The sequence below is a fragment of the Bacteroides sp. 214 genome (assembly GCF_010501015.1).
Lineage (GTDB): Bacteria > Bacteroidota > Bacteroidia > Bacteroidales > Bacteroidaceae > Bacteroides.
Window position 1 is genome coordinate 11266 of the sequence record NZ_QVML01000004.1, and the last position, 13684, is coordinate 24949.

Below are 13684 nucleotides of genomic sequence, written 5' to 3' on the forward strand. Positions count from 1 at the left end.
CTTTTGTGGTTCAATTCACTAAAAAAGTAGTCGTATGCCGCTGAATTTACCCGACAAACTGCCTGCCATTGAGCTTCTCAAAGAAGAGAATATCTTTGTGATTGACGCTACGCGTGCCACCAAACAAGACATTCGCCCGTTGCGTATTGCTATCCTCAACCTTATGCCGTTGAAGATAACTACCGAAACGGACTTGATACGTTTGCTTTCCAATACTCCGCTGCAATTGGAAATTGCCTTTATGAAAATAAAGAGTCATACCTCCAAGAATACACCTGTTGAGCACATGCAAACCTTCTATCGCGACTTTGATGATATGCGCAACGAGAAGTACGACGGAATGATTATTACCGGTGCACCTGTAGAACAGATGGACTTTGAGGAAGTAAGCTACTGGGATGAGATTACCGAAATATTTGAATGGGCGAAGACGCATGTTACTTCCACACTCTACATTTGTTGGGCAGCACAAGCAGGACTATATCATCATTACGGGGTGCCTAAGTATCCACTCGAGAAGAAAATGTTTGGTGTTTTTAAGCATCACGTATTGTATCCGCAAGATCCTATCTTCCGCGGTTTTGATGACGAGTTTTATGTACCTCACAGTCGGCATACAGAAATACGCGCCAAGGATGTCTTGGCCAATCCAAACCTTACTCTACTTTCTGAGTCCGAAGAATCAGGCGTTTATATGGTTATGGCACGCGGTGGTCGCGAGTTCTTTGTAACCGGACATTCGGAGTATTCTCCTTATACACTCGATACCGAGTATCGTCGTGATGTAGACAAAGGGCTACCTATTGACGTTCCTTCGAATTATTATAAAAACAATAAACCGGAAGAGGGGCCGTTAGTTCGTTGGCGGGCGCATGCCAATCAGCTCTTTACCAACTGGTTGAACTACTATGTGTATCAAGAAACCCCATTCAATATAGAAGATATTAAATAGTGCTTAAGCAACGCAAAATAGAGTTACTTGCCCCTGCCAAGAATCTGGAATGTGGCATAGCCGCTGTAGACCACGGTGCCGATGCGGTATATATTGGTGCGCCTAAGTTTGGTGCGCGTGCTGCTGCCGGAAATTCTTTGGAAGACCTTACTGAGTTGGTCAACTATGCCCATATATATAATGTACGCGTGTATGTAACCCTCAATACTTTGCTCTATGAGAGTGAGTTGGAGGAAACCGAAAAGCTTATTTGGTCGCTCTACAACATAGGTGTTGATGCGTTGATTATTCAGGATATGGGGATTACTGCTCTGAACCTTCCTCCTATACCTTTGCATGCCAGCACACAAATGGATAATCGCACCCCCGAAAAGGTGAAATTTCTTGCTGATGCCGGTTTCAAACAAGTGGTATTGGCTCGCGAGCTCTCTCTTGAGGAAATCAAGCAGATACATGATACCACTCCTGTTCCGTTGGAAGTATTTGTGCATGGCGCCTTATGCGTGAGCTATAGTGGACAATGCTATATAAGCGAAGCGTGCTATGGGCGGAGTGCCAACCGTGGCGCATGTGCACAGTTTTGTCGCTTACCTTTTTCTTTGATAGATGCCAATGGGAAACAACTAGTCAGAGATAAACATTTACTCTCTCTCAAAGATTTGAATCAAAGTGAACAGTTGGAGCGATTGCTCGATGCAGGTGTATCTTCATTGAAGATAGAAGGACGTTTGAAAGAGGTGTCGTACGTAAAGAATGTTACGGCTGCTTATCGCAAGAAACTCGATACGCTATTTAAGAAGCGGGTTGAATATGTGCGTGCTTCATCGGGTACGTGTCACTATTCCTTTACGCCACAATTGGATAAGAGCTTCAGTCGTGGTTTTACGAACTATTTCTTGGCTGGTCGCTCGCAAGATATTCATTCTTTTGATACACCGAAATCTTTAGGCGAAGAGATGGGTCGAGTAAAGGAAGCACGTAGCAATTGCATCGTTGTAGCCGGAGTAAAATCCTTTAATAATGGTGATGGCATGTGCTACCTGGACGAACAAGGGCACCTGCAAGGTTTCCGTATTAATAAGGTGGAGGGCAATAAGCTTTTCCTACAAGAGGCAATACGTATTGCTCCAAAAACAACTCTTTACCGTAACTATGATCAAGAATTTGAGCGACTGCTTTCGCGCAAATCGAGTGAGAGGAAGATACAGGTAGGCATTGTTCTTACCGAAAATAGTCAGGGCTTCTCTTTATCCCTCACAGATGAAGACGATAACAATGTAACCCTTTCGTTTCCACGCGAGAAAGAATTGGCGAAGAGTCCTCAAGAGGATAATCTAAAAAAGCAACTCTCCAAGTTGGGTAACACACCTTTTGAGGCAACGCGTGTGGATGTGGATTTTACATCCAACTGGTTTATTCCCGCTTCGTTGCTCTCTGATTGGCGACGCATGGCGGTAGATAAATTATTGGCTTGTCGGCGTATTGTGTATCGCAGGGAGTTAGCTCTTTTCAAACCAACTACACATCCGTATCCTGAAGTAGTATTAAGCTATCTGGGCAATGTAGGTAATTCATTAGCTACTACCTTCTATCAGACACACGGAGTGCAACAAGTAGTACCGGCTTACGAAGTGAACCATCAGGAAAATGTTCCCTTAATGTTTTGCAAGCACTGTTTGCGTTTTAGCATGGGGTGGTGTGTGAAGCATGGAGGGCGTCGTATGGATACAACGCTTTATCTCCAGGCTACTAATGGCAAACGCTTCCGTCTTGAGTTCGACTGCAAAGCGTGCCAAATGAAAGTGTACGCAGATTAAAAGCGACACCGTATGTCCATTCCTACCTGCATGGGTTTGCTCTGTTGTCTGAAGCTGTTGCCCATTGTTTCGAAGTAGAATGTGGTATATTCCTTATCCAAGAAATTGCGTGCCCAAACATCCACTTGTACTTTTTTGGTAATGGCGCTTATTCGCCAGTTCAATGTTCCATAAAACTTCTGGCTTGCATCATTTGCTTCTGTCCAGTAGATTTTTCCAGCGGCATTGTAGTTTACATTAATGCGTACTTCATCCAGCAATGATGTTTTGTCAGCTATAATCACATACTCTGCTCCTGCATTAAGTGTGTTTTGTGGCACAAAAGGAACATATTTTCCTTTGTAGTTACTCTCGTTGTCATCGTACTTTCTAAAAGTAGCGTGGGTGTAACCGTAGTTTATATTCAGCGTCAATGGGTTGCTGACCTTTGCTTTGATGGAAATTTCCCCACCGTGGCTGTGGCTACGACCAGCGTTCTCCATCATACGTCCTAGTCCGCTAGGTGCAAATTTGGCAATCTGCTGGTCTTTGGTATCCATGAAGAACACAGAGATATCTGTCCATAGCTTGTTCTTGGCTAAGGTTAAGTGGCTGCCCACTTCATAGTTCCAGCTATATTCTGGTTTGTAGCTGATGGTTTTTGCATCTGCCTCTACCGGATCCGAACCGGGTTTGCTTTCCGACATCATCTTGGCTTGAATTAAATCCGAGAACATCTGCAGATTATAGCCCCCACTTCTGTATCCGCGTGAGGCAGAGGCATAAATGTTGTTTTGTTTGTCGAAGTCGTATTTCAGCGCAAACTTAGGAAGTAATTGAGTATAATCCACCGATTCTTTTCCATCGATGATATATTCATACGTGCGAGGACTACCCATGGGTCTTCCCATCATATAAGCTTGTATACTCATGGCTGCTTGCGTGTCGTGCGTCATTTTGTTTTTTTCATAGTCTAAGCGTAACCCTATGGTGGCACTCAATCCTTTGAAAAGGAAATCGTTGATTGTGGATTGGTGAAAGATAGCCGCTCCCATGCTTGGTGTGTCATACAAGCCGCTAACCGGCATCTCTTCCTCTATTATGTCTACCGTAGCTGGTGCACCGGCTTCTGCCATAGCCTTATTTATCTGATTTTCTATCATGGCAAGCCCTTGCGACTTGAAGTTTACCGGTGCGTCTGTCTTCAGCCATTGGTAAAATCCAAATGCACCGACAACCCACTCCCAGCGCCTTTCACCTCGATTTCTGAAGGTAATTTCTTCGGTAATGGTACTTTGTTTTTGCTTTTGTCCCAGTGTAAAGACGTTTGCCGAAGTAAAGTCGTTGTCAATAAACATATGGTCTTTCAGATGTTGAAAGCCGGTAACGGAGCTAAGCAAAAAGTTTGTTCCCTGATACTGTATATTCAAACCGCTATTCAGCAAGTTTCGATAATAGCTGCTTTCGTCGTTATAAGCAGGCTGTTGGAATTTTCCGGTTTCTTTGTCGAGCATGCCGTAAGCATAACCCCCCTCGTCACTATATTCATAACTCAGGCTGAAGTCTATTTTCAGATTCTCGCCGGGTAGATAAATGCCGCGCATACGTCCACCGGCTGCATTGCCTTTATCTACTTTTTTGTTATCGAGCGTAGCGTTTTCGAAGAATCCGCCAGCATATTCGTAAAACCCACCGGCAGAGAAGGCAAACTTTTCCGAAATGCGATGATAGTGTGTGAGCGAAGCATTGTAGTTGTTGTAAGTTGCAGCACTCAGTTTTACATCCGTTCCCTGATAATTGAATGGCGACTTGGTGTGAACACGAATCAAACCACCCATAGAGTTACGCCCATAGAGTGTTCCTTGTGGACCGCGCAGTACATCAATGCGTTCTATGTCGGAGTAGTTGAAGTCAAAAGCCGACTTATCAATAAACGGTACATTGTCTACATACAATCCTACCGATGGTGTGTTAATACGTGATCCTACTCCGCGAATATAAATAGCCGATGTGAGTCGTGATCCATAATCGGGGATAAAGATGTTGGGCACAATAGAGGTGAGATTTTTAATAGACTTTACCTGATTGGCTTGCATATCCTGTTGTGATAGCAATGTTACTGCATTGGCTTGTTCGCGCAGTTTGCGACTTTCCTTCGGAGAGGCAATGATGATTACCTCTTCAATATCAATAACTTTTAGTGTGTCGACAGGGAGTTCTTTTGCGCTTGCACCATAAAATGTTACTGCCACGAATAGCAGTAGAGTTAAAAATCTTTTTCTCATAAATAATCTTTTTGTCGTAACAGCGGGATTGGTTATGTAAGTACAACAACCGCTTACGCTATTTGTTTGACCAGATGTTAATTTTTTCCTGCAAAGTAACGACAAAAAGCTAAAGGCGGCAATCCTAATTTATGAGGATTTGTACCCGGCTGATAATTTATATCCTATCCGCCTCCACATATCCATTCATTACTGCATACATGGTAAGTCCCGAAACAGATTTAATACCTAGCTTCTCTGTGATATTTTTGCGATGTGTAATAACGGTAGTTAGGCTAATGTTTAGTTTGTCTGCTATTTCTTTATTAATATACCCCTTAGAAACAAGCACCAAAACTTCAATTTCGCGAATAGAGAGATCTTTATCTTCCTCTTTGGGGAGGGTAGGGGGTGTTTGCTCTGTTAAGAATTGTACCAGTTCGCTCCTTAACTTCTCTTCGGGTAGGAAAATATTCAGGATGTAGTTGCTCGCAGGGATGGCCGTTCCACCGATGCCGTGCATGAGGATGATGGTTCTCTTTTTGCGCGGTAAGAAGAAATTATTGTATAGTACGTACGTCTGTGAGGATACAAAATACCATGTGTACATATCCGGGGTGTCGTCAGCAAAGGCACCGAAATTAGGGAACTTACGAATAATGAGCTTATTGTTTATCTCCTTGAGCAACTCCTGCAAACCTTTTGCCGAAAGCGTATCGGGCGTAATGATAGCTATTTCCTTTTCTGTATTCATACTCTTTCACTTATATAACGCATGGCAGCTTCGGCGCAACGCTCGCCATCAATAGCAGCCGAAACGATACCACCTGCATAACCAGCACCTTCGCCACAGGGAAATAGTCCGGCAATGTGTATGTGTTGCAGTGTGTCTTTATCCCGTACAATGCGCACAGGTGATGAGGTACGGGTTTCAACACCAATCATCAGCGCTTCGTTCGTCAGGAATCCTTTGCTCATTTTCCCAAATTGAACAAACCCTGCCGATAGTCGTTTGCTGATAAATTCTGGTAACCAGAAGTGTAGCGGTGAAGATACCAATCCCGGAGTGTACGAACTCTCCGGCAAATCAAAACTTAGCTTTTTTCGGGTGAAATCGAGCATACGTTGAGCCGGTGCAGTTTGTTTCATACCCCCTTGCAACCATGCTTGTCTTTCCAATTCTTCCTGAAACTCCAGCATCTTAAGTGGATTTTCACTACTCCCTGTAATATCTTCGGGACGCACTTCGACTACCATACCAGAGTTGCTCCATCGCGATCCGCGATTGGAAGGCGACATGCCGTTTACTACAATTTGTTCTGCACCACTTGCCGCAGGCACAATGAATCCGCCCGGACACATGCAGAAGCTATATACACCACGCTCTTCTACTTGTGTTACGAAACTATATTCGGCAGCAGGCAGATATTTACCTCTTCCTTCTGCACGGTGGTATTGTAATTGGTCGATGAGTTGGGCGGGATGTTCCAAGCGCACGCCTACGGCAATACCTTTGGGCTCAATGAAAACATTATTGGTCTGTAGCCATCGATAGACATCGCGGGCAGAATGTCCTGTCGCTAAAATAACCGCTCCTTTGAATGTTTTCCCGGTGTTGGTTTGTATACCTATGACAGTTTTCTTTTCTATCAGCAACGCATCCATGCGAGTCTCAAAATGTACCTCGCCACCACAGGCGCGAATGGTGTTTCGCATATTTTCTATAACGCGCGGCAATTTATCTGTGCCGATGTGCGGATGTGCATCCACGCGGATATTTGTTGATGCACCGTGTTGGCAGAATACATTGAGTATCTTTTCTACACTTCCGCGTTTCTTGCTGCGTGTGTATAATTTCCCGTCAGAATAAGCTCCTGCGCCTCCTTCTCCGAAACTGTAGTTGGATTCGGGGTTTATTTGTTGTTCACGGCTAATGAGTGCCAAGTCTTTCTTGCGTTCGCGCACATCTTTACCACGTTCTACAACAATGGGGCGGTAACCTGCTTCTATAAGGCGTAGGGCAGCGAATAGTCCACCGGGACCAGCACCAACAATAATAACTTCCGGCTTTCCTTCTACATTGGGGTAGGAGGTTTCTTGATAACCGGGGTCGGAAGGTTGCTCATCAATATATATCCGTATTGTGAGATTTACGAAGATGGTACGTTGGCGCGCGTCGATACTTCGCTTCAAGATGCGTATGGCAGTGATGCTTTTGGCATGGGCGCCTTGCTCTTGAACGAGATAATTCTTAATGCTTTGTTCGCTTACTGCTTGTTGAGGCAGAAGACGGAGTTGTATTTCTTTAATCATATTTTTTTTTTGAACCGCAGAGTTACGCAGAGTTGCGCAGAGTTTTTATTTTATTTGATGGACAATTCTTTTTATTCCGCTTTTAAGACTAGAACAATTGAAGTTGATGAGATATCCTAAGCGGTTATTGCTTAATTTTAGATATGTCATCAATTGAGCTGTATGTACAGGCATTAAAATATCTACGGCTTTAAGTTCAACCACAATACTATTGCCAACTAATATGTCTATTCTGTATCCGCAATTTATTGTTTGTCCATGATAAATCACAGGTAATTCTTTTTGCCTTTCATATGGAATTCCCTCTTTATCTAGTTCATAACAAAGGCAGAGCTCATAAGCATTCTCTAATAATCCTGGACCTAATTCCGTATGGACTTTATATGCACATCCAAGAGTTTTGTAAGCTAGCTCATTCGTCTCTTTATCGATTTCTGTCATAATTCATTTTTAATAAATAAAAACTCTGCGCAACTCCGCGTAACTCTGCGGTTCAAAAAATTATCACCCAAAGAGCACCCGGAATGCCTCCTCCACTTTCCTTACCGGCACCAGTTCTATCTTTACATTCTTTGCATTTAGTCCTTGCAAGTTATACTTCGGCAAAATAAACTGCTTGAAACCAAGTTTCTCTGCTTCGCTGATACGTTGTTCTATGCGGCTTACTGGTCTAATCTCTCCTGATAGTCCAATCTCTCCAGCCACACAAACACCAGACTCAATACCCGTATCCATATTCGACGAAAGAATTGCACTGATAACTCCGAGGTCTATTGCGGGGTCATTGACCCGAATTCCTCCGGCAATGTTCAGGAATACATCCTTTTGCGCCAGCTTAAAACCAACCCGTTTTTCCAAAACAGCCAATAGCATGTTCATACGCCGAATGTCAAAACCTGTTGATGAACGTTGTGGGTTGCCATATACCGCCGAACTAACCAGTGCTTGTGTCTCTATCAAAAATGGTCGCATCCCCTCTATCGCTGAGGCAATGGCAATGCCACTCATACCTTCGTGGTCTTGCGAAAGCAGTAATTCGGATGGGTTGCTGACTTGTCGTAATCCATCCTGTCGCATTTCATAAATACCCAGCTCCGACGTACTGCCGAAACGATTCTTAATGCTACGTAGAATGCGGTACATATAGTGTTGGTCGCCTTCGAACTGTAACACCGTATCTACAATGTGTTCCAAAACCTTTGGGCCGGCAATGCTTCCTTCTTTATTGATATGCCCAATGAGGAGTACCGGCGTATGCGTTTCTTTGGCAAATCGAAGGATAGATGCCGAGCATTCCCTTACTTGCGAGATGCTTCCCGGCGAAGACTCGATGCTCTCTGTAGAAACCGTTTGTATGGAATCAATAATGACTAATTGCGGACGAATATTCTTAATATGTACGTATATCTGTTCGAGCGATGTCTCGCATACAATGTAACAATTGTCCGAGATACCATGCAAGCGGTCGGCACGCAGTTTGAGCTGTCGCGCACTCTCTTCGCCCGAGACGTAAAGGATGCGATGTTGCGGCATTCGAAGTACCGTTTGCAATACAAGCGTAGATTTTCCAATGCCCGGTTCGCCACCAATCAAGACCAATGAACCCGGAACCAGTCCGCCACCAAGCACACGGTTTAGCTCGTCATCGTTCATATTAATACGTGGTTCGTCGCCCGCCTCTATTTCGCGAAGCATTACAGGCTTAGCTTTAGGCGTTTCTATGCCCGAAACAGGGCGTTTGTTTGTCGGTTCTTTGCGTACAATTTCTTCCACATATGTGTTCCACTCTCCACACGAGGTACATTTACCTACCCATTTAGGAGAATCTTGTCCGCAGTTGGTGCAGACGTAAACGGTCTTTTCTTTTGCCATATAACGTGCTGATTTGTCTTCGCAAATGTACGCAAAATAATCTATACGATGGCGATAAACCATTATCAGGCTATCTACTTCTCTTTTTGTGATAATAGCCCGTTTGTAGATATAGGCTGACAAGCGTATTTAAATAAGAGTTTTAAGTAGCTTTTTTTCTCACTGATTTTCACTTCATTTCTCACTGACTTTTATCTCATTTCTGACTGAGTTTTGCTTCACTTTTGACTGTGTTTTTAATACAAAATCAGTCAGAAAATTGGCTGTGAAGACCTTGTGAAGGATAAAACAGGGGGTCTTCACGCGTAACTCGCTTACCGTCATCCACTTACAGCGCTTTGTGAAGGTGAAGACCTATTTGCTAAAACTACATTTGGAATGTATATCAAGCTATTGGGTTGTCGTCCATAGTCTCATGCTCTGTCAGCCATAGTCTCACGACCCGTCAGCCATAGTCTCATGACCCGTCAGCCTATGGCTCACACCCGTTCATCCATAGGCTCATGGAGCAACGCCCATACACTATTGAAGTGGTTGGTACACTAAAATACACAAATAATTAATAAATAGTGATAGTTTTACAATATTATTCGTATTTTTGCAGCACTTATCAAGTAATAACGTAGAAGTAAAGGAATAAATGACAAAATGCTATCCACATATCACGACCACGTTTATGTGTACAACCATGACCCTTTGGGGTTAAGGATAGTATTGTGTTTCTACGTGAATCACGCTTGCAGAAGGCAGGCGAAATCAAATCAAACAACATTCTTAAAACAAATTGAAATGCGCCCTGTTGAGGTGGGTTTCTCCTAAATAAATAATTAGCAAATGAAAGTTATGAAATTCGGCGGAACATCCGTAGGTTCCGTGAACAGTATCTTAAACGTGAAGAAAATCGTAGAGTCGGTAAACGAGCCGGTAATTGTTGTTGTGTCTGCACTTGGTGGCATAACAGACAAGTTGATTGCCACTACCAAGATGGCAGCAGCCGGAGATACGGCTTATCAGCAAGCGTTCAACGAAATAGTAGAGCGTCACTACGATATGATTGCTAATGTAATTCCTGCAGGCAAAGCGCAAGATGCACTGAAAGATAAAGTTACTGCACTGCTTGGCGAACTGCACAATATCTATCAAGGCATTTATCTTATAAAAGACCTTTCTCCCAAAACTTCGGATACCATCGTGAGCTATGGAGAGAGAATCTCTTCGCTTATTGCTACCGAAATAATAGACGGAGCAAAATGGTTTGACTCTCGCTTGTTTATGAAGACAGAGAAAAAACGTTCCAAGCATCTGCTGGATACTGAGCTAACCAACGAACTGATAAAAGAAACCTTCAAAAATCTTCCTCAAGTAGCTGTGGTAGGTGGTTTTATCTCTTCAGATAAAAACACCGGAGATGTGACCAACCTTGGTCGCGGTGGTTCCGACTATACGGCCTCTGTACTTGCAGCCGCTCTTGGTGCCTCTGTATTGGAAATATGGACTGATGTAGATGGCTTTATGACTGCCGACCCACGAGTGATTTCTGCTGCTTATGTTATTGATGAACTTAGCTATGTAGAGGCTATGGAGTTATGTAACTTTGGTGCAAAGGTGGTGTATCCGCCTACTATCTACCCGGTTTTTCATAAGCGTATACCCATTCTGATAAAAAACACCTTCAATCCCGAAGCTAAAGGAACATCCATTCTCGATAAGAAAGGTAACCCCGAAGGGAAAGCAATTAAAGGAATATCTTCTATTAACGATACCAGCTTAATTACCGTGCAAGGACTTGGTATGGTGGGTGTTATCGGTGTAAACTACCGCATCTTCCGCAAACTCGCCGAAGGTGGCATCAGCGTATTTATGGTTTCACAAGCTTCGTCGGAAAATAGCACCTCTATCGGAGTGCGCAATGATGATGCTGATCTGGCTTGCGAATTGCTCAATAAGGAGTTTGACAAGGAGATAGAGATGGGCGAGATAAACAAAGTAGTTGCCGAAAGCGGACTTGCTACCGTGGCAATTGTGGGCGAGAATATGAAGCATACACCGGGTATTGCCGGTAAATTGTTTGGTACACTGGGACGTAACGGTATCAACGTAATTGCTTGTGCACAAGGAGCTTCGGAAACTAATATCTCGTTTGTTGTCGAAGCCAAATCGTTGCGTAAGACACTCAACGTTATTCACGATTCCTTCTTCCTTTCCGAATACAAGGTACTCAACCTCTTCATCTGCGGGACAGGTGTTGTGGGTGGTAGCTTGATTAGTCAAATACACAACCAACGTCAGAAACTGATGGACGAACGCGGGTTGAAACTCAACGTGGTAGGCATTGCCGATCAATTCAAGGTAATGTTCAACCGTCGCGGCTTCGACTTGAGTACCTATCAGGAAGAGTTGGCAAAGAACGGTATTGAAAATACGGGTGATGCCTTGCGCGAAGGAATTATCGGCATGAATATCTTTAACTCCGTATTTGTAGATTGTACCGCCAGTGGCGCCATTGCCTCTATGTACAAAGACCTATTGGAACACAACATCTCGGTGGTTGCTGTGAATAAGATAGCTGCATCTTCGGCCTACGCCAATTATAAAGATTTGAAACAAACAGCGCGTCGTCGCGGTGTTAAGTATCTTTTCGAGACCAATGTAGGTGCTGGACTTCCTATCATCAAAACCATTAACGACCTGATAAATAGTGGTGATAAAATACTGAAGATAGAAGCGGTGCTTTCGGGTACGCTCAATTACATCTTCAACAAGATTAGTGCCGATATACCTTTCAGTCAAACAATTAAAATGGCGAAAGAAGAAGGTTATTCCGAACCCGACCCACGTGTGGACTTGAGTGGAACAGACGTAATCCGCAAGCTTGTAATTCTGGCGCGCGAAGCCGGTTATGCAATGGAACAGGCTGATGTAGAGAAGAACCTTTTTGTACCAGACTCTTTCTTTGAAGGTTCATTGGAAGATTTCTGGAAAAACATATCAGAACTTGATGGTGACTTTGAAACCCGCCGCCAAGTGCTCGAAAAAGAGAACAAACATTGGAAATTTGTGGCCAAGCTCGAAGATGGTAAAGCTTCTGTGGGCTTGCAGGAAGTAGATATGCAACATCCGTTTTATGCACTGGAAGGTAGCAACAATATCATTCTCATTACTACCGAGCGTTACAAAGAGTATCCGATGTTGATTCAAGGATATGGGGCTGGTGCCAGTGTAACCGCAGCCGGAGTATTTGCCGATATTACAAGTATTGCTAACGTATAAAGGTATTCGTGATGAAACACCTTGTAATATTGGGAGATGGAATGGCGGATTGGGCTATTCCTGCTCTTCAAAATAAAACAATCTTGCAGCATGCTCATACTCCCTATATGGATATGCTTGCCCGGATGGGACGCAACGGATTACTGAAAACCGTAGCCGAAGGCTTTCATCCGGGGAGCGAAGTGGCTAATCTTTCTGTCTTAGGTTACGACCTTTGCGAAATATACGAAGGAAGAGGTGTGCTCGAAGCCGCAAATATCGGTGTTGATGTGCAACCAGGCGAAATGGCTATGCGCTGCAACCTCATAACGATAGAAGACGAAAAGATTAAGAATCATTCTGCCGGACATATAAGTAACGAAGAGGCGGACGAGCTTATTGCTTATTTACAAAAAGAACTCGGTAATGACCAAGTTGCCTTCCATACCGGTGTTTCTTACCGGCACTTGTTGGTCATAAAAGGTGGCAACAAAGCACTTAACTGCTTTCCTCCGCATGACCATCCGGGCAAAGCATTTCGTCCGTTATTGATACAACCCGCTACCCCCGAAGCTGAAGAAACAGCTCGTTTGCTGAATGAATTGATTCTAAAATCACAGGAATTACTTAGTAATCATCCCATTAACCAAAAACGAATAGCCGAAGGAAAAGACCCTGCTAATAGTATATGGCCGTGGTCACCGGGTTATCGCCCTAAGATGCAACCTCTATGGCAGACTTATCCGCAAATTAAAAATGGAAGTGTTATCTCTGCGGTAGACCTTATCAATGGTATTGGCTACTACGCAGGCTTAAAACGAATAAATGTGGAAGGGGCTACCGGACTTTACAACACCAATTACGAAAATAAGGTCGCTGCCACTCTGCAAGCACTCGTAGATGACGACTTCGTCTATCTGCACGTCGAAGCTAGTGACGAAGCCGGTCATGAGGGAGATGTAAATCTAAAGATACGAACAGTAGAAGACCTCGATAGTAAGGTGGTTGGACCTATCTATGAGGCGGTAAAGAATTGGAACGAACCTGTGTCCATTGCCGTACTACCCGATCATCCTACACCTTGCGAACTTCGCACCCATACAGCCGAACCAGTTCCTTTTTTAATTTGGTATCCGGGTATAGAGGCAGACAACGTACAAAGTTACGATGAAGATGCTGCCAAAGACGGAGTATATGGATTATTGGAAAAGAATGAATTTATGAAGATTTTTATATAA

General features: G+C 43.7%; 9 protein-coding genes. 4 read left to right on the forward strand and 5 right to left on the reverse strand.

All coding sequences use genetic code 11. The features are described from left to right. Nucleotides 1–34 precede the first annotated feature (34 nt). Both metA and D0T50_RS04685 read left to right on the forward strand, forming a co-directional pair. On the forward strand, nucleotides 35–952 hold the full coding sequence (metA, locus tag D0T50_RS04680; protein WP_163222351.1) for a homoserine O-succinyltransferase: 918 nt from the start codon (nucleotides 35–37) through the stop codon (nucleotides 950–952). After that, a complete protein-coding gene (locus D0T50_RS04685; protein ID WP_163222352.1) occupies nucleotides 952–2769 on the forward strand; it encodes a U32 family peptidase in 1818 nt (605 codons plus the stop codon). Before metA ends, D0T50_RS04685 begins: the two co-directional genes overlap by 1 nt. Here D0T50_RS04685 and D0T50_RS04690 read toward each other — a convergent pair. The 5 genes from D0T50_RS04690 to radA all read right to left on the reverse strand — a co-directional run bounded on the left by D0T50_RS04690 (nucleotide 2766) and on the right by radA (nucleotide 9197). Further along, nucleotides 2766–5033 (reverse strand): TonB-dependent receptor, encoded by a 2268-nt coding sequence (locus tag D0T50_RS04690; protein WP_163222353.1) that lies wholly within the window; start codon nucleotides 5031–5033, stop codon nucleotides 2766–2768. The genes D0T50_RS04685 and D0T50_RS04690 overlap by 4 nt on opposite strands. A 157-nt stretch (nucleotides 5034–5190) precedes the next feature. Then, nucleotides 5191–5766: a LuxR C-terminal-related transcriptional regulator gene (locus tag D0T50_RS04695; RefSeq protein WP_163222354.1), complete on the reverse strand. Its 576-nt coding sequence runs from the start codon at nucleotides 5764–5766 to the stop codon at nucleotides 5191–5193. Next, nucleotides 5763–7325 (reverse strand): NAD(P)/FAD-dependent oxidoreductase, encoded by a 1563-nt coding sequence (locus D0T50_RS04700; RefSeq protein ID WP_163222355.1) that lies wholly within the window; start codon nucleotides 7323–7325, stop codon nucleotides 5763–5765. The genes D0T50_RS04695 and D0T50_RS04700 overlap by 4 nt, the downstream gene beginning before the upstream one ends. Before the next feature lie 45 nt (nucleotides 7326–7370). Beyond that, nucleotides 7371–7766: a GxxExxY protein gene (locus tag D0T50_RS04705; protein WP_163222356.1), complete on the reverse strand. Its 396-nt coding sequence runs from the start codon at nucleotides 7764–7766 to the stop codon at nucleotides 7371–7373. Nucleotides 7767–7829: 63 nt separating this feature from the next. Then, nucleotides 7830–9197, reverse strand: coding sequence for a DNA repair protein RadA (gene radA, locus D0T50_RS04710; RefSeq protein ID WP_163222357.1), 1368 nt, complete (start codon nucleotides 9195–9197; stop codon nucleotides 7830–7832). An 834-nt stretch (nucleotides 9198–10031) separates the two neighbouring features. Here radA and thrA point away from each other — a divergent pair. Further along, on the forward strand, nucleotides 10032–12467 hold the full coding sequence (thrA, locus tag D0T50_RS04715; protein ID WP_163222358.1) for a bifunctional aspartate kinase/homoserine dehydrogenase I: 2436 nt from the start codon (nucleotides 10032–10034) through the stop codon (nucleotides 12465–12467). A gap of 11 nt (nucleotides 12468–12478) precedes the next feature. Beyond that, entirely contained in the window at nucleotides 12479–13684 is a 1206-nt protein-coding gene (locus tag D0T50_RS04720; RefSeq protein WP_163222359.1) for a cofactor-independent phosphoglycerate mutase, read from the forward strand.